Origin of the sequence: Cronbergia sp. UHCC 0137 (assembly GCF_034932285.1) — a bacterium.
In the GTDB taxonomy this organism is placed as follows: domain Bacteria; phylum Cyanobacteriota; class Cyanobacteriia; order Cyanobacteriales; family Nostocaceae; genus Cronbergia.
This window is the reverse complement of the sequence record NZ_JAYGHC010000058.1, coordinates 14056-31374: the sequence shown is the minus strand read 5'-3', so window position 1 is coordinate 31374 and position 17319 is coordinate 14056. Positions and strand designations below refer to the sequence as shown.

At 38.6% G+C, this 17319-nt stretch carries 13 protein-coding genes and 1 pseudogene; 3 read left to right on the top strand and 11 right to left on the bottom strand.

What is annotated here, in order from left to right; genetic code table 11:
• Positions 1–132: 132 nt before the first annotated feature.
• Positions 133–1068 (bottom strand): glycosyltransferase, encoded by a 936-nt coding sequence (locus VB711_RS22130; protein WP_323288474.1) that lies wholly within the window; start codon positions 1066–1068, stop codon positions 133–135.
• An 81-nt stretch (positions 1069–1149) separates the two neighbouring features.
• Complete coding sequence (ctpB, locus tag VB711_RS22125; RefSeq protein ID WP_323288473.1) at positions 1150–2487, bottom strand: carboxyl-terminal processing protease CtpB; 1338 nt, start codon at positions 2485–2487, stop codon at positions 1150–1152.
• A gap of 372 nt (positions 2488–2859) precedes the next feature.
• Between ctpB and VB711_RS22120 the strand changes: the two genes are divergently transcribed.
• The gene (locus VB711_RS22120; protein ID WP_323288472.1) at positions 2860–3588 is read left to right on the top strand and encodes a YdcF family protein; all 729 of its coding nucleotides are present in this window, start codon (positions 2860–2862) and stop codon (positions 3586–3588) included.
• 20 nt (positions 3589–3608) lie between these two features.
• Here VB711_RS22120 and VB711_RS22115 read toward each other — a convergent pair whose 3' ends face one another.
• Positions 3609–4766 (bottom strand): MbnH family di-heme enzyme, encoded by a 1158-nt coding sequence (locus VB711_RS22115; protein WP_323288471.1) that lies wholly within the window; start codon positions 4764–4766, stop codon positions 3609–3611.
• On the bottom strand, positions 4763–5662 hold the full coding sequence (locus VB711_RS22110) for an MbnP family copper-binding protein (protein ID WP_323288470.1): 900 nt from the start codon (positions 5660–5662) through the stop codon (positions 4763–4765). The genes VB711_RS22115 and VB711_RS22110 overlap by 4 nt, the downstream gene beginning before the upstream one ends.
• Positions 5663–5970: 308 nt before the next feature.
• On the opposite strand from VB711_RS22110, the gene VB711_RS22105 reads away from it, so the two are divergent.
• Complete coding sequence (locus VB711_RS22105) at positions 5971–8511, top strand: TonB-dependent receptor domain-containing protein (RefSeq protein WP_323288469.1); 2541 nt, start codon at positions 5971–5973, stop codon at positions 8509–8511.
• 207 nt (positions 8512–8718) lie between these two features.
• On the opposite strand, the gene VB711_RS22100 is transcribed toward VB711_RS22105, so the two are convergent.
• The 3 genes from VB711_RS22100 to VB711_RS22090 form a co-directional block, all read right to left on the bottom strand.
• The gene (locus VB711_RS22100) at positions 8719–9036 is read right to left on the bottom strand and encodes a hypothetical protein (RefSeq protein ID WP_323288467.1); all 318 of its coding nucleotides are present in this window, start codon (positions 9034–9036) and stop codon (positions 8719–8721) included.
• 174 nt (positions 9037–9210) lie between these two features.
• Positions 9211–10695, bottom strand: a complete 1485-nt coding sequence (locus tag VB711_RS22095; protein WP_323288465.1) for a CIA30 family protein — start codon at positions 10693–10695, stop codon at positions 9211–9213.
• A gap of 79 nt (positions 10696–10774) precedes the next feature.
• Positions 10775–10969 (bottom strand): hypothetical protein, encoded by a 195-nt coding sequence (locus tag VB711_RS22090; protein WP_323288464.1) that lies wholly within the window; start codon positions 10967–10969, stop codon positions 10775–10777.
• A 181-nt stretch (positions 10970–11150) separates the two neighbouring features.
• On the opposite strand from VB711_RS22090, the pseudogene VB711_RS22085 reads away from it, so the two are divergent.
• Positions 11151–11309: pseudogene (locus VB711_RS22085) on the top strand (IS1 family transposase); the annotation flags it as partial.
• A 38-nt stretch (positions 11310–11347) separates the two neighbouring features.
• Here VB711_RS22085 and VB711_RS22080 read toward each other — a convergent pair.
• The 4 genes from VB711_RS22080 to VB711_RS22065 all read right to left on the bottom strand — a co-directional run bounded on the left by VB711_RS22080 (position 11348) and on the right by VB711_RS22065 (position 17314).
• Positions 11348–11659 carry a hypothetical protein gene (locus VB711_RS22080; protein WP_416233603.1) on the bottom strand — a complete coding sequence of 104 codons (312 nt, stop codon included), beginning with the start codon at positions 11657–11659 and terminating at the stop codon, positions 11348–11350.
• Positions 11660–11872: 213 nt separating this feature from the next.
• The gene (locus tag VB711_RS22075) at positions 11873–14596 is read right to left on the bottom strand and encodes an S-layer family protein (protein ID WP_323288461.1); all 2724 of its coding nucleotides are present in this window, start codon (positions 14594–14596) and stop codon (positions 11873–11875) included.
• A gap of 31 nt (positions 14597–14627) precedes the next feature.
• Complete coding sequence (locus VB711_RS22070) at positions 14628–15845, bottom strand: ABC transporter permease (RefSeq protein ID WP_323288460.1); 1218 nt, start codon at positions 15843–15845, stop codon at positions 14628–14630.
• Positions 15845–17314 carry an efflux RND transporter periplasmic adaptor subunit gene (locus VB711_RS22065; RefSeq protein WP_323288459.1) on the bottom strand — a complete coding sequence of 490 codons (1470 nt, stop codon included), beginning with the start codon at positions 17312–17314 and terminating at the stop codon, positions 15845–15847. The genes VB711_RS22070 and VB711_RS22065 overlap by 1 nt, the downstream gene beginning before the upstream one ends.
• Positions 17315–17319 lie beyond the last annotated feature (5 nt).

Sequence of the window (17319 nt, the reverse complement as noted above, 5' to 3'; positions counted from 1 at the left end):
AACCGCAGAGGCGCAGAGAACGCAGAGGAATGAGGGTTTGAGAAGTTTTTTGCATTAGGTGGTTGAGTGTTTTTTATTAGCCGAAGTGCTGACTCCTAACCCTAACGAAAAGACCTTTTCATCAAACCCTACTTACAACCATTCAATTATCTGAGCGTTTTCTGGTAATTTTGCTTCTCGTTGTCCCTGAGAACGGGCATTAGCTGTAAATAAACCAATGGGAGTATTTAATAAGTCTATAAAACTAGCTTTACCAATTATATTATTAATACTTGCTTTTGGTAATTCTTTTAATAACCAACGCAGTAGACGATAACCATATTCTTTGGTTGTCATCTCTCTCATTAATTCTACACCATGCAGTTCATGTAAATAACGATTAGACCGCCCATAACGTCGCCATTGACTTGCTAATTCTTTAATAGTAACACGGTGACGATGTTGAACGATCGCACTCGCCGCAAATTCTAATTTACCAAGATTTCCCCTAAGAATACGCCAACAAATATCAGCATCTCCCCCGGTGCTAAGATAGGGACGAAATAAACCTGATTTGGTGAAAACCTGCCGACGAATTGCTAAATTTGCAGTTTGTCCATAGGAACAAAATTTATGAGCCAGGGTATGTTTTTGAGATAACGTCTCTTGTTGATCTGCGAATTTTTCCAGGATACTTTTACCAGGTAATGCTTCAATTTCACCAGCGACAATTACCACTTCTGGATTGACAAAAGGCTGAATTAATGTATGTAACCATTGTGGTTGGGGACGACAATCTGCATCTGTAAAAGCAATGATTTCACCTGTGGCTGTTCTAATTCCTGTGTTTCTAGCCGCGTAGGAACTTTGAATGTTATTTTCGCTTAATGGGTGGATATTCGGGCAATTTTCAGCAGTTTTTGTAAGAATGGAAAGAGTGCGATCGCTGCTATGATTATCCACAAGTAAATACTCTACCTGCTCTGTTGGGTAAGTTTGCGACAACAAACAATCAAGCAAATCTGGTAAATCCGCCTCACCATTATATACAGGAACAACCACAGACACTTTCGGCAAAAAGCTAATCATATAGAGGGGAACAGGGAACAGGGAAAATATAAATCCCACCCTATATTCCAAGAGTGGGAAACAAAGAACTATGAAAAAAAGTTAAAACTTCAAATCTTCGGCACTGTTACTGATAGATTGAGAATTAGGAGTAGCTGGTGCTTGAGCAAATTTCCTATTAGACAGGGCAGCGATCGCGCGAGTATATTGAGGATCGCTGTTAGTACCAATTAAATCTGGATTAGCAGCCAATTGACGCTCTTGCATTTCTGTCAAATCTAGCTTAATATCAGGTTCAATACCCTTACGGTTAATATCTGTACCTTTGGGGGTGTAGTAGTGAGCAATGGTGACAGCCAAACCAGAACCATCGGATAGTTCATGTACCGATTGCACCAAAGCCTTACCAAAAGTTTTACTACCAACAACTACAGCCCGCCGGTTATCCTTGAGTGCGCCGGTTAAGATTTCACTAGCACTGGCAGAATTACCATCTACCAATACCGCCAAAGGACGATCTGTTAACGATGTGCGATTGGCTTTTGTTTCTTCACCGCCGCCTTTTCGGTCTACAGTCTTGACAATTGCCCCATCATCTAACCACATTCTTGCTATTTCAATACTTGCTTGCAATAACCCTCCGGGATTTCCACGCAAATCCAACACATAAGAATCAACTTTGCGTTTGTTTAAGTCCCGAATTGCCCGATCCATTTGTTCAGCAGCATGGGCGCTAAACTCTCGCAAGCGTATATAACCAACCCGACGACCACCTTCTTGTTTAAGGGTATAACGCACCGTAGGAACTTCAATAGTTGCCCTGGTCAGCTTCAAATCAAAGGGGCTTGTCCCTGGTCTTGCCAAACGTAATGTAAGCGCAGTCCCGGCTTTACCCCGAATTAACTCAGATGCACTATCTAAGTTCATTTTTAAAGTAGATTTACCATTGATTGCTAAAATTTGATCCCCTGCTTTAATTCCCCCTTTCATAGCCGGAGAATTTTCTATGGCTTCAATGATGGTGATTCTCTTGGTTGTTTCGTTAAATTCCATCCGAATACCAATACCTGAAACTTCGCCGGATGTTTGGCTAGTCAAGGCTTCAAATTGCTTAGGATCCATGAACCTAGTATAAGGATCACCCAATTTTTGCAGGGCTTCACGAATAGCTATATAAGCTTGTGCATTAGAGGTATATTCTTTACTTAAAAGACTTTGCCTAGTTGCTTGCCAATTTTGTTGATTAAATTTACCATCAACATATTCACGATTCACCAGTTGCCAAACTTGGTCAACTAAAGCTTTTGGGCTATCTTGTAAAGCGGCATGAACGCACCGCGTCCAAGCTTGACCAAACACAGATATTGTAGCAGTTGTAGCGATCGCTCCCCCAATCAAGGCTACTTGGAGCGGTGAGTAACTTTTCGCAGATTGGTTCATGTATACCAGCCAGAATAGTTGTGTAGTTGACAGTTTAGCAATCAGGTTTTCCCGATATTTTCAAGTTTGTATACCTTAATTTCAGTTATACTCCATTGAGCATTTTTTTTGGTAAATGATGTGGAAATTACTGTTTTTGGAATTAACTATTGTTGCTATCTCAGAGAACTCTTAACAGAAAACAGGTTAAAAATTCCTTTGGTGTATGAGTTTTATCATCCGCCAGAGGATAGCTTTCATAGCCTATCCATACCGTGACACCAGTAATTGTGTCATTTTCACACCCTCAAGTTATTTTTCTAAGATAGCACTTTGTTGGCGCGATCGCTGCATTTTTGGATAGGAGAAACTCAAGCCTTTAATAATTAAGTTATGAAACACAATTTTCCCATCAGATCATCAATTCCCAAGAAGAGGAAATTCAGGAAATCCGGGCGATTGTTACAAAATATTGCTTTAGCTATCTGTATTCTTGTGGCTACTTGGTTAATTATTAACACTATAACCTTAGTTTCAGTTTCTTACCAGTCAGTTGATGCCTTTTTTGTCCTTGGTGGGAGCATTCGCAGGGAGATTTACGTTACCCAATTAGCAAAACAATATCCCCAAACACCTATTTTAATTTCTCGCGGTTCTCCAGATCCTTGTATTTGGCTAATTTTTCAAAGAGAATCAGCAGATTTACGGAATGTTTGGTTAGAAAATTGCGCTAATTCAACTTTTGATAATTTTTATTATGGGTTGCCGATTTTGCGGAGTTGGGGAGTACATAAGGTTAAATTGATTACTTCAGGCAGCCATGCAATCCGATCTAAGTTGATGGCACAAATTATTTTCGGTTCTCATGGTATTTGGGTAGAATCTGATGTTGTCCAGGAGCAAGGTATACCTGGTAATCAAGAATCTTGGCTAAAAACGGGATTAGATGTCACCCGCAGTTTGTTTTGGGCATTTTTCAGTCAAGTGATTCAGCCACAATGTTCACAGGTAACGAGACTGATTGATGTAGATATGTCTGCTTGGAAACAGCGTGGTTTTCGTTGTGAACATCAGGGACAGTTGGGACAATATACTCTCAAAAATCGACATGATTACAATTAAACGGTTAATTATTTTTTTATTTACTCTAGGTTGGGATTACTAAAAGCAGGGTTTTTAATAAACTCTTCATCAGTCAAACTTCGCAAAAATTCTAGTAAATCTTGTTTCTCACTTTCACTTAATTTAAACCCACCAATAAACTCACTTTTGAAAGGATTTGTACTACCAATTCCGGCAAATTCACCTTCATCAATAGTTCTTCCACCGACTTGATAATGATCAATAACTTCTTCCAGAGTCGCTATACTACCATCGTGCATATAGGGAGAAGTTAGAGCAACATTTCGCAAAGTAGGAGCTTTAAAACGACCCATATCCGTTGGCTTAGAAGTAATTTCATAAACCCCAGTATTATCTGCTGGATAAGAACCTTTGCCATCAATATTATAAAGTCCAGTATTGTGAAAAGCAATTTCCTGAAAAGCTAATTTTTCGTGCATGACGGAATCTGTAAAATTAATCCCCCCGTGACAGTGAAAACATTCTAAATCTTCACTATTAAATAGTTTTTCACCCCGTTTAGCTGCTGGAGAAATGGCATTAGCATCACCACCAAAGCGATATTTATCATAGGGAGAATTTACAGAAATTAAAGTGCGTTCAAAAGCCGCTAAAGCCTTAGTTAAATTGCTGAGGTTAATAGGACTTTTATCATTTTTAAAAGCATCTGTAAACATCTGCCGATATTTTGCGTCATCTCGCAACATTGCTAATATTTGTTTCTCCCTTCCTACCATCCCCATTTCCACTGGATGTTCCCCAAATATTGGTACTAAAGCTTGATTTTCCAACTTTGTCATTAAAGGGTTAGCCCAAGTTAATACAGGGTTATAGCCAATATTAGCAAGACTCATAGAGTTACGGGGGTGTTTTTCACCAGTTGCTCCTACAGATCCTATTTTACCATCAGTAAAAGCCAATTCTTGGAGATGACAAGAAGCACAGGAAAACTTACCTGTAATTGATAACCGATTTTCATAAAAAAGATGTCTTCCCAATTCAACTTTTTGGGAAGTCATCGGGTTATCGGCTGGTACAATTGGTTTAGGCATCCAAACTGGAAGATTCCAGTTATATTCTGAAGTTGAAGATGCGGAAAGGGTTGTACTCAGCCCAATTGATAAACAAACTGAGAACAGACAAATTATCAGCAAGCTGAACCAGCGAGATAATGTCATTCAACTCTAAAGAACTTCTGTTTAGCAGCAGGTTTCCCACCAAAAGGTAGACCAAAATTAGTCATAATCACATTACAGTCACTATCATCAGGAGATGACATACAACCAGGAGGAGTATTTTTTTGGTTAATCGTTAAATTTGTGTTTCCTATTAAGGCTGCTATATCAGCAATTACGACATTCTTACTAATATCAAACTTCGTAAAAATGACTTTTGCAGTATTTAAATTACTACAAGTTGATGGTTTTTGACTTCCCTCAGCAGCTTGACAACCAGTGCTACCCAAATGAATCGGGAAACCCTGGGATTTTTTATCTTGTTCACTATGCTTTAGCTGAGGATTATCAGTTTGGGTTTTCCAATCCAGACGAGCAAATTTATAACCAAAAAGCCAATTCCACCATAAAGAAGTCAAGTTTAATGGTGATGGTGCGGTGACAGAATCAGCATGATTTAGATTGAAGGGAACACCCAAGGTAAATTGTAAGCCTTGATAATTACCTTTAGGTATTGTCCCAACAATTTGATTACGTGTTTCAACTGTACCATTAGCGCAGCCACCAGATTTATTTTCAAAATCTAAGAGAGCGACATTTTGATATTGCCATTTTCCATCCTGTGTTAAATTTACAGGTATAGATTGACCATTGTGATCAATCAAAGCAATATCAGATACATAAAAACGGAAATCATCAGGAGTAACTTTTGTGACTGGTTTACCTAAAGTATAGGTTTTACCGCATTCAAAGGGTTGTTTACCCACTCTTCCTTGAAAATTAATTGTTACCTGTTGAGTGTTAGTAGTTTGAGCTACAGTTTTGGTAACGCCCCAGAAATTCCCAGCCAGGATAATCCCTGCTATTGTGGTAGATGTCAATAATAATTGCGGTTTCATGCTGGTTCTATAAATAAAGGAATTTAGTTACTTTATCCATCTAAGGACAAAAATATTGATATTATAAACAGCTATTTTGAGTTAAATAAACCACCAAGTCAAAAGACAACTTGTCAAACTAGATTTTTGATATAGCATTTCCTAGTTTCAATGAATTACACAACAATCTGCGTTGATCTGCGTCCATCCGCGTTTAATTTAAATAAATATCTTATTTGACAGCTTGTCTTTTGACAACCTGACTCCATGAACTAAATAATCGTACTGAGAAATCTGAGACGTAATCTCTCTAGTTATTTTTTCGTGGAATGTGGGGTGTAGCTTTGAAATTAAAACAGTGTGTGCATATAAGTATAGCAGGTACTATTTGTTTGCTGATCACTCAGAAAGCAAATGCAGAAACTGTTCCCAGTGGAGTTATTACAGATATTCCGCGACTAAATGATGTTGAACGTCCGAAACCGAGTATTAAAAATTGGTTCGCTCAGGAATCTCCAACTCCTAAAATTTTGCAAATAACTGGTGTACGACTGCAAGAAACAGAAACCGGTTTGCAAGTTGTCTTAGAAACGACCACTGGAGAATTATCCGCACCAGAAACTTTAATTGATGGTAATATTTTAATTGCAGATATAGCAAATGCGGTACTAGCTTTACCAGATCAACAAGAGTTTACAATTAAAGATCCAGCAGAGGGAATTACTGCAATTACGGTTACACAACAAGAAAATAACAAAGTTCGAGTTTTGGTAACTGGAATTGAAGACGCACCAAAACTACAAATAAGTGGAAATAATGGTGGTTTAACTTTAAATCTATTTTTCGCTACATCAGATCCAGAAATAGAAATAACCGTCACCGCCCAAAAGCGGACAGAAGACGCTCAGGATATACCACTTAGTTTGACGGTAATTCCGCGTCAGCAACTAGAAGATGCCCAAATTAGTTCTTTCTCTGGTATCGCCAACAACACACCCAACTTTACATTTTCTTCCTCTTCATCTGGTAGTGCTGAATACAACTACTACAGTATGCGCGGTTTAAGTAATTTCAACGCTTTTAGCAACCAAGATACCGTAGCTTTTTATATTGATGATGTTCCATTTGATTACGGTGGCTTTTTAGACCTGAGCTTGATTGATTTGGAACGAGTCGAAGTGCTACGCGGTCCCCAAAGTACCCTCTACGGGAGAAGCAGTCCGGCTGGGGTTGTGAATATGATTTCCCGTCAACCGACTCAAAAGCCGGAATTTGGAGTTTCAGCCAGTTATGGCAGCTACAACAGCCGTGAATTGCAACTTTCCCTCAGTGATGCAGTAATTCCTGATCAACTATCGTTTCGACTGGCTGGTATATACAACGCACGGGATGGATTTATTGATAATACGACATTGAATCGCACTGTTGGCGAAATAGCAAAAGTAGCAGGAAGGGCGCAAATTCTTTGGACACCTACACCAGAATGGAGCGTATCTTTCAATACCTACGCTAGTGATAGCGATGGTGGCAACCCTACCTATAATCTCCGTAATGCCCCTGACCCATTTCAGATTGATCAAAGTGTAGATGGTTTTGCGCGGTTAAGCAGTAATACCCAAGCCTTGAAAATCGGCTATGATGGTGCTAAATTTCGGGCTACGTCAATTACAGCCCGGCGTTTTACCAATCAATCCAATTTTTTGGGAGATAACTTTGCTGAACTTGATGTACTCAGGCAGATTATAGATATTAATTCCACCGTTTGGTCACAGGAATTTCGTTTCCAGTCCCCTGAAAGTGCAGACCGTTTTCGCTGGTTACTTGGTGGATATTATGAAGGGCGTGATTTTAATGTTGTTAATGATACTATAGAACGGACAGCAACAGCTACTGCCATATTTGGTGTACCAGAGGGACGCAATCGTGTTTCTGCTGAACAATCTCGTAATACTTATGCAGCATTTGGTCAATTAGACTACAAACCCATTGAACAGTTGACTTTATTTGCTGGTTTGCGTTATGAAACTGCTGATAGCACTCTGAGCCGTCGTCGTGTCTTGGAAACGCCTGGTGGTGGAGTTACTCCATTGAGTGCTGAATTAAAAGGAGCAGAAATCAGTAGCAGTACGGTAATTCCCCGTTTTGGGTTGCAGTATCAAATCACCCCAAATTTAATGGCCTACGGGACAATTGCCCAAGGATATCGCCCCAGTGGACTCAATTACCGTGCTGACGACGACGCAACCCGTAAATATCGAGCAGAAACATCTTGGACTTATGAAGCGGGTTTAAAGTCTTCCTGGCTAGATAATCGTTTGATGGCTAATTTATCGGTGTTTCGCACTAATGTTAATGACTATCAAGTTTTGCTAACCGATAATGATGGATTTTTCCGCGATATTGCGAATGCTGATGTAGATATCACTGGATTAGAATTTGAATTGAAAGCCCAACCGGTAAAGGGGCTAGATTTAATTGCTGGTGTGGGTTATGTAGATAGCAAATTTAAAAACTATAGTAATCCATTTACAGACATAAGTTATAGTAATAATCGTGTTCCTCTCGCACCAGAATTAACTTACAATTTAGCGATTCAATATCGCAGTGCAGGGGGTATTTTTGCCCGTGGAGAATTGCGCGGTTACGGCACAAATTATTTGGATGATGCTAATCAAATTAAGCAAGAGCCTTTTGCAGTAGTTAATGCCAGAATTGGTTATGAGTGGAAAAAGTACGGTATTTATTTATTTGCTAACAATTTGTTTGACACTCGTTATATTAACTCTGGTTTCTTTTTTCCACCACCTAATGTAACGGCAGGATTTGGTGATCCGGCGATGTATGGGGTGCAGCTAAGAGCAAATTTTTGAGGAGGAAACAGAAGAATTTAAAGGTATGTCAACCTACTTACTTCATCAGTTTATAATTAAAAACATAAAGGCATTCACTAGCAAATATACTAAACACGGCTTAATCATTTGATTCTGTGGGTAAGGGTTTAGCATGCTAAACCCCTACAAATCTGGGTTTTTCGTCATTTTGTAAAAGTCCATGTCCTAACCGTTTTTAGTATAACATTATTGTGGTTCAAGTTTAGTGACTCGCATTGTTAACTGGTTAACTTGTTCTTTTAACTCCACTACTAAAATCGCTAATTTATTCAACATCTTATTAACTTCTGACGGCGATAATTCCCTTGTAGAACCTGTAGAATGTGGTGGAGTAAGTGTAATTTTAGGAGATTGAGTTTGGCGGTTTTGGACAATTTTTAATTCAATCTGATTTAACTGCAATTGCAAACGACGAAAATCTGATTCTAAATTATTAATTCGAGATTCCAATTGCTGTGATGAAGCAGTATTTGATAAAACACTACTCCATAAAATAATAACCAAAATTCCAGCTAAAAAAAATCTCCTAAACATTTTTATTAACACTTTTCAAGTATTGATTTATCAGGTTTTAATAATGTAAGTTGCTAGTTAGATGAAATAAGGTGCGTCAGAAACTTAAAATTAGTGATTTTAGCCTAAATTATTCTGTCTGACACACCCTACAGATTCAAGCATTTATTTATCAGCTTGTAATTGAGAAAATAATTGCTGCCAATCAATGGATTTAGCGTTATTTTCTCCCGCTTTTACTTCAAAAGTTTTATTACACGCCTTTGGTTCTTCTATCGCTTTTACACAAAGTTCTGCCACATCTTCACGGCTGATTTTTCCTCGGATATTATCGCCTTGTTCTACAATTAATTCCTTACCCCCTGCTTCCTCAGTTAAAGCACAAGGTCTAATAATTGTGTAAGGTATTCCGCTTTCTCTTAAACTATCTTCACCCTTCAACTTCCAAGTTAAAATTCCTCCCAACTGATCATTTAATCTGACTGCTGGTGGTTCTTCTGCTAAGTTAATTCCTGGTCTTCCGGGACGAGTTACTCCAGCAGAACTGATCAGGACAAACTGAGGTAAACTTTCTTGAGAATAGGCTTTAATTGATTCAACTTGCAACGCAAAACCACCAGGACTAAATTTAGGATTTAAAGCCCCATCATATTCAAATTTGCTCAACATCAATTGCAATGAACAAATTTCACTAGGGTCAATGGGGGGACAATCTTTAACAACTTTAGCTCGAAATACAGGAATTAAATCGGCAAAAGGAATGGTAATATCTATCCAACTATTAGCTACTGTATCGAAAGAACAACTGTAACCAACACCATCCCATTTTGATTCGGCTCGCAAAAAGATTTTATAACGCTGTCCATCACCTTTAACGCGCAATTTCACCCCTGTGTAACCCGATAAATCAATGGGTGGGGAGAAATTCTTGGTTCTCACAGATGCAAATCCGCCAGAGTTGGCTGTGGAAACATTACCAGCAAATAAAGCTGCATTTTCGATTAATTGAAAATTACTAGCACTCACACCACCCATAACGACATCATCCAATGCACCCCAAATATTTTTTAATTCTTCTGAGGGTTGGGTGAAATCAAATATGAATTTTTCACCGGAGGGGGGGAGGAATTTAGCTGCTGCTGTAACTAAGTTTTTCACACCTTGATACTCTACTGTTTCTGGTGTGTCGCCGACAATTTCTGGCTGATAAAATTTCACGCCTTGATTATATTTTGCTCTGTCTGGGGTGTCTCCTTCTACGGGTTGTACACGCACGGAAGTACAGCAAATTATAGAGGAAACATTAGCCATGACTAAGGCTGTGAGGGTTTCTGGTTTGGTGATATCCCCAACAACTAGGTCAACATCGTTACCGAGAATTGACCGGGCTTTGTCAATATCTCGCACCAAACAGCGAACTTTATTTCCTTGTGCAGCTAATCGCTGTACGACACGTTTACCTACACCACCTGTCGCACCAGCTACTAGGGTGACACCCATAATTCTTCCTCCCTTGGGTATAGTTTGGTTTTCTTTGGGACGACCTTGAATTAACTTTTGTACCCAGTTGAAAACAGGAAATACCTCAAAGTAGGTCAGGGTTTCGAGAAACCGACACAGATCCCATTGAGAACGATTTTTGTCAGTCACAATTGCGTCCTCACGACTTTACTTTAGTGTAGCTTAATCGTGTGATGGTTGACTTGGGGATTTTTGATTTTAAATGGGATTAGATGCGCCACCATATCTTTTGAATGTAACTCAGAATTGCCACAGCGATCGCTCCCAAGAACAACAACCAAATTACACCACCAGGAATAAATGTGAGAATACCAAACCCTCTTAGTACCCAAATTGCTATGCCCATACCTAAAAAAATCCCGAAAACCTGGGTTAATTTACGATTTAAAGCAGATTGATTCATGTTATTTTGCTCTCAACTCAATAATATTAGGACAGCAATTCTCATTTTGAAAAAAATAAGATAAAATTCTCTTAATTCAAGTAGAAAACTTGTATCAAATTATCATTTTTTGATAGATAATTATCATCCCAATACGGTTCGGTTAACCAAAAATCCCAATTTTAAAAATCCTTAGTAATCGTCTGGCAAGACTAACCACATTGAACGTTTTAACAATACAATGCGTCAAAGAATTTCTCGTTTGTTTAGAAAGACTTTATCCTTCTCTAAAAAGCTAGATAACCACATTGGTGCTATCTGGTATTTCATACATCATTATAATTCTTCTTGTAGTGTTTAATTTTATTATCACTACATATTTACCAATACCCGTTTTGTTTACCCCCCCTGAACGGTTACAATAAATGACTCTCCTGCCAGTCCCTTTGATAATAAATCAATTCTTAATCTCTTCAATTCATTTACATCCCAAGGTGAATTTTCTAAAAAATGGTGTAGTCCTTGTGCATTTTCTAATCCTACTACTTTTGATATTTCCGGTAAACTTTTCCTTTTTACATCCGATATGATCCCTAAATGCAGGTATTTAAAATACTCAAAACTCCTGACTTCTGGAAATATATTTTTGTACATTTCACAATACTCGTCTATAAAAGTCACTGTATTTTTGGCAATTCTTGGTAAAGTCATAGCAAACCTCCTACTCGCAAGGGTTTTAGCTCTTTACTTCTATTATATCTTCCCTACTCTGACAGAAGAGGGATAATTCTGAAATTCAAGCATATCAGCAAATTTAGTTTGGCAACACGTCTCTAGAGTGCGTCAGACGGAATAATTTAGGATAAAATCACTAATTTTCCGATTCTAACGCACCTGACTGAACTAAAAAACCAACTGACCTTACTACCTTGTTGGCTCTGGTTGCGGTGTGTCTATTGTTTCGTTCCCGGCTCCAACTATGGAATCCAATTCCAGATCATTTAGTTCTTCTGTTTCAACAAATGGTGTTGCCAGGTCGTCACCATTGGTAGACACAACCTGCATATCTTCCGGGTTTTGTGGTTTAGTTTGAGACATAATTGCTTGATTTATATTTTTATCTTCCCTGTTAATTATACTTGATAATTTACAAGGTTGGGCTGTTAACATAACTTCATTTTCGCCACTAATTACCCAACCACGGGCAGGAATCATGGTACTAACTTTATCGGCTGATCTTACATCTTCCCACACTGCATCACTACTCAGGCTATTGCTGGGAGTTGGTGGTAGTCCCCCCCTGCCAGTAGAGACAAATCTCCCCAAAGCTGAGGAATTTGAAGTACACCCTTGTGCTACCAACCCTGATACATCTACAACACTGCTAGGTAATGCCAATACACCCTTAGTAGGATCAACTGCCAGAGTATTAATATTCACTGTGCCATTCACACCAAATTCAGAACTGGCTGTAATATCACTTTCTGGGGTTAAATTTTGGCGAAAAGCTGTACCAAAAATGGCTTGAGTGTTAATCTGAATATTACCCCCCCGACCAGCAAAGGCATTGGCAATAATATCACTGTTTTCGACTGGAGGAGCAACAATAAAATCTGCTTGAATATTTAGGTTTCCTGCATTTCCGGTTCCGTTAGCGGTGGTAGAAATCAAACTATTATTTTCTAGTAAAAGTAAATCTTGAACTTGCAGATCAATATTACCTCCTTCTCCAATTGCTGTGGATGTACTCAACAATTTACCTGAATTTAAAGTTAAGTTAGATGCTGTCAGTAAAATACTTCCTGCATTTCCTGTACCAAGGGTAGAGGTAATAAGTTGGGCATTATTAGTCAATATTAATGATTTAGTGTCTATATCTATTCTCCCCCCCTGTCCTTTAGCTAGATCCCGGACTGCTCCATTAATTATACTATTATCTAGTTTGATTATATCTGCTTTAATGGTAATATTTCCGGCATTCCCTTTACCTTCAGTGAAGGTTTCAAATCGGGCGTTATTAGCTAATGTTAATAATTGAGCCTCTATATCAATTCTTCCCCCTTGTCCTTGAGCTTGACTACTTACACGACCGAAAATTTGACTTCCATCATTAATTAAAATGTTGTCTGCTTTCAGAAAAATATTCCCCGCATTTCCTTCTCCCAAAGTAGAGAATGAAAGTTCAGTATCATTAGTTAAGGTAAGTGATTTACCCTCAATATCAATCCTCCCCCCCTGAACTTGAGAAGCTGTATTACCTACTTGACCAAATATTTTGATTTTGTCCATTAACATTTTATCTGCTTTGAAGGAAATATTCCCAGCATTTCCTTTGCCAAAGGTCGAAACTGAAAGTTGAGTATTGTTAGTCAAGGTAAGTGATTGAGTTTGTATATCAATTTTACCACCATTACCTTCAGCCGTTGAACTAGCTACCTGACCAAATATTTGGGTTTTGTCCATCAATATTTTATCGGCTTTAAAGGAAATATCTCCAGCGTTACCTTTGCCAAAGGTCGAAATTGTAAATTCAGCATCACTTATTGATATATCTGCTGCCTGAATTTGTATATCACCCCCTTGACCTATACCTGCTGAACTAACAAAATTTTGGATAGCACTAGGATAAAATCTTCCATTTATTTCTATATTTCCTGACATTCTAAATTCTCCGTTAGCATTAATAATAATATCACCGGATTCAGTTGTTATTGAATTTGAAGCATTATTAATTCCTGATCTTAAAAAAAATCCATTTAATATTTCGAGATCATGGCTAGAAATGGAAATACTACCTCCAGGATTTGAAATAACATTGATGTTCTTGCCTTTATCTAAGCTAACATTTATTCTGGGTGTATTTTCTGGAATTGTTAAACTAAGCCTGCCATTATTTTGATTTAATTTAATCTGTCCTTGGCTGTTTAAACCTGTAATTTGAACTTGTCCACCTGGTACTGTTAAATTTCCTTCAATTTGAATATTACCTGTACTATTTTCTGTTGATAAGGTGTTACCACCAATTAATAGTAAATTTTTATCTTTTGTGATATTTAAGTTACCTTGAATATATATGGAGTTGGTGGGTTGAGTAGCGAGTTGATTGTACAAAAAAGCAGAGGGATTAATAGTGAGTGTAGGGGATGGTGCGGTAGGTTGGGATGCACTAAAACCCTCTTGATCAAATGCTAAAGCATTGGCTGTGGTGACGATAAGTGAACCACCAATATTTAAGCTAGAATTTGCCCCGAAAATAATACCGTGAGGGTTGATTAAATATAAGTTTGGTTGAGAATGTCCGTAAGTTCCAAGTGTTCCTAAAATGTGTGAAGGATCATTACCTGTTACCCGTGTAAGAATGTTTTGAATGTTAGAATTAGGGCTGTGGAAATATGCGGCGTATCCATCTCCAATGTTAAATTTATCAAAGCTATGAAAGAGGTTTTTATCTCTAATTGCTCCTCCGGTAATTACGTCTGTGGGTTTTTTCCAGATTAAGGAATTATCCACTCCTACCTGTGATGTTTCTCCCGGCATGGTAGCATCGGGAGTAATTAGGTTTTGGGCATGGGTAGAAGGCAAGAAACTGGTAAATAAAAAGCCGTTGGTGACTAATAAAATTGATATCAACTGTGGTGGGTGTGTCATGTTATTGTTGTATATTAATCTCGTCTTTTATTTACGCGCTTCTTAATGCTACAATGGGGTCAAGTTGAGCAGCACGACGGGCTGGAACTACGCCAAAAAATAAGCCAATTGCTCCAGAAATACCCACAGCCATTGTAATAGAAACGATGGAAATACTCGCTTCTAGGGGAGTTAGCGCTGATACTAATATGATACCACTGACACCAGCAGTAGTACCAACTAAACCGCCAATTACAGAAACAATTACTGCTTCAATGATGAACTGAAGTAAAATGTCTTGCTGGGTAGCACCAATGGCTTTTCTTAAACCAATTTCTTGGGTGCGTTCGGTGACAGAAACAAGCATTATATTCATAATACCAATGCCACCGACAAATAAGGAAATTCCGGCTATTGCTGCTAACATGGTTGTCAATGCACTGGAAATTTGATCTACTGTTTGCAAAGCATCTTTTTGGGTACGGATTGTAAAGTCATCTTCACCGATGAGTTTATGTCTTTGTCGTAATAAATTAGTAATTTGAAATTCTGCGGCATCTACACTATCGGCATTTTTGGCAGAAGCCACAATGTAAGTTACTTCTAGTCCATAGGGAGATGTCTTTCCTACGATGCGATTTGCTGATGTTAAAAGGGGGACTAATGCTGATTCATCGTAATTGACACCCAAGGTTGAACCTTTTTCAGTTAGTACCCCAATTACTTGAAAACTGGCATTTTTGATTCTAATTTGCTGACTAACGGGGTTATTATTACCAAAAAGTTTTGCTTTCAATTCTGCACCTAAGACGACAACTTGGTTGCTGCGCTTCATATCTATATCGGTGAAAAATCTACCTGTGGCTACTTCAAAGTCCCGCACTTTCAAGAAACTGGGAGTTGTGCCAATAATATTGACATCGGTATTTCTATTTTTATAAGTAACTACCTGTCTACTATTCAATTCTGCCGTAGTTGCTGCTATTGTGGGTACTTGAGTGGCGATCGCATTAGCATCTTCTAAAACCAGCGTTCTTGTCACATCTCTAGAAACGCGCTGAGTTTCTTCGTTACCGGGAATTATAAATAAGATGTTTGGACCCAAGGAATTTAATTGATTGGCTACAAATTTTTGTCCCCCTTCCCCAATGCCAATCATGGCAATTACTGAACCATTACCAATGATAATCCCCAACATTGTTAGGGTGCTACGCAACTTATTAGCGAGCAAGGTTTTACCTGCCATTTGAATGCTTTCTAAAAAGTTCATTATTTGTTCTCTTCTTTGGCTTTTTGAAGTTTGTAGTCTTTGGGTGGGTTCACAAATATCAAATCACCTTGTTTTACTCCCTCTAAGACTTGAGTTTCATCTTTGATTTGCGCTCCAATGGTGATTTCTCGAAATTGGGGTTTATTATTGGTATCTGGTATCAGTACGCCAGTTTTGCCATTTTCCGTGAGAATTGCTACAGTTGGTAAGGTTAAAGCATTGTTAATGCGATCGCCCAAAAATGTTAAATTCACATTTAAGCCAGAACGCAGTTTATCTGCACCACTATCAATCACCACCCGCACCTGAAAAGATGTCACACCTTGCTCTATCACCGCTTCGGGAGCAACCAGACGGACACGACCTTTAAATACCTGATCTGGATAAGCATCAGCGACAATTTCTACCTGCTGTCCCTGGTTAATTCTACCAATATCAGCTTCGGGAACTTGAGCTAAAACTTCTAAACCCGTTGCTAAGGCCACAATTGAACTAGAAGTTGCTGAGGTACTCGTAGAAGCCGAAGTTGTTGGTGTTACAAAAGCCCCGATATTTGCATATTTTTGAGTGACAATCCCCGTAAAAGGAGCGCGAATAATGGTATCTTCTAATTGGACTTGCTGCTGTTTTAACTGAGCTACAGCACTATTTACAGCAGCTTTTAGTCGGGCAATTTCTTCGGGACGGTTGCCATTTTCTAGCTTTTTCAGTGCTTGTTGTTCTTGAATTAATACTGCTTCTTGTTTTTCGATATCTTCGTTGCGGCTACCCACTTGTTGCAATGACAATCGGCGTTGAGCCTCTTCTAAACTGGCTTTTGCTCTTTTATCTTCACTAATATATTGTTCTAGAGAATCTTGAGAAATAGCCCCTTCTTTTGCTAAAATTTGATAACGTTTTACTCTGGCTTGAGTTAGTTCTACTTGCGCTTTAGCTGAATCTACAGCAGCCTTAGCTTGATCAATTTCCTGAGAACGATTGCCCTTACGAAGGATAGCCAATTGTGCTGCTGCTTGGGCTACACGCGCTTTTCCTTGGGCAATTTCTTCAGGACGACTCCCCGCTTGACTCTCTGCTAATTGTGCTTGGACTTGCTCTAAATTGGCTTGAAATTGGAGGATTCGCATTTTAATTTCCGAGTTATCCATCAGAGCAATAATTTCCCCTTTCTGGACTTTTTCCCCCTGTTCAATTTCCAATTCGGTGATAATTCCCGGATTTTTGGGACTAATGTTTACGCTTTGTACTGGTTGTACTTTCCCACTGGCGGTAATTCTCACTGTGATGTTTTTTGCTTCTACTGGAACAGTGAGTTTAGTAATGTCTTGTTTATTTGTGCCTTGATTTGCTATTTTTAAAGCTGTAGTTGTACCTACAATTAAGACACCAGTTGCAATTAATCCAATCAGCCAACGGAAAGGATACTGTATTTTTTTGCCAATTAAAGGAATTTCTATGTAAGATGTCATAATCA

Bases quoted from the DNA above. Each gene is read 5' to 3' on its own strand.
- VB711_RS22065 (WP_323288459.1), bottom strand. From the start codon at position 17,314: ATGACATCTTACATAGAAATTCCTTTAATTGGCAAAAAAATACAGTAT.
- VB711_RS22120 (WP_323288472.1), top strand. From the start codon at position 2,860: ATGAAACACAATTTTCCCATCAGATCATCAATTCCCAAGAAGAGGAAA.
- VB711_RS22075 (WP_323288461.1), bottom strand. From the start codon at position 14,596: ATGACACACCCACCACAGTTGATATCAATTTTATTAGTCACCAACGGC.
- VB711_RS22110 (WP_323288470.1), bottom strand. From the start codon at position 5,662: ATGAAACCGCAATTATTATTGACATCTACCACAATAGCAGGGATTATC.
- ctpB (WP_323288473.1), bottom strand. From the start codon at position 2,487: ATGAACCAATCTGCGAAAAGTTACTCACCGCTCCAAGTAGCCTTGATT.
- VB711_RS22105 (WP_323288469.1), top strand. From the start codon at position 5,971: ATGTGGGGTGTAGCTTTGAAATTAAAACAGTGTGTGCATATAAGTATA.
- VB711_RS22070 (WP_323288460.1), bottom strand. From the start codon at position 15,845: ATGAACTTTTTAGAAAGCATTCAAATGGCAGGTAAAACCTTGCTCGCT.
- VB711_RS22080 (WP_416233603.1), bottom strand. From the start codon at position 11,659: ATGACTTTACCAAGAATTGCCAAAAATACAGTGACTTTTATAGACGAG.
- VB711_RS22130 (WP_323288474.1), bottom strand. From the start codon at position 1,068: ATGATTAGCTTTTTGCCGAAAGTGTCTGTGGTTGTTCCTGTATATAAT.
- VB711_RS22115 (WP_323288471.1), bottom strand. From the start codon at position 4,766: ATGACATTATCTCGCTGGTTCAGCTTGCTGATAATTTGTCTGTTCTCA.
- VB711_RS22090 (WP_323288464.1), bottom strand. From the start codon at position 10,969: ATGAATCAATCTGCTTTAAATCGTAAATTAACCCAGGTTTTCGGGATT.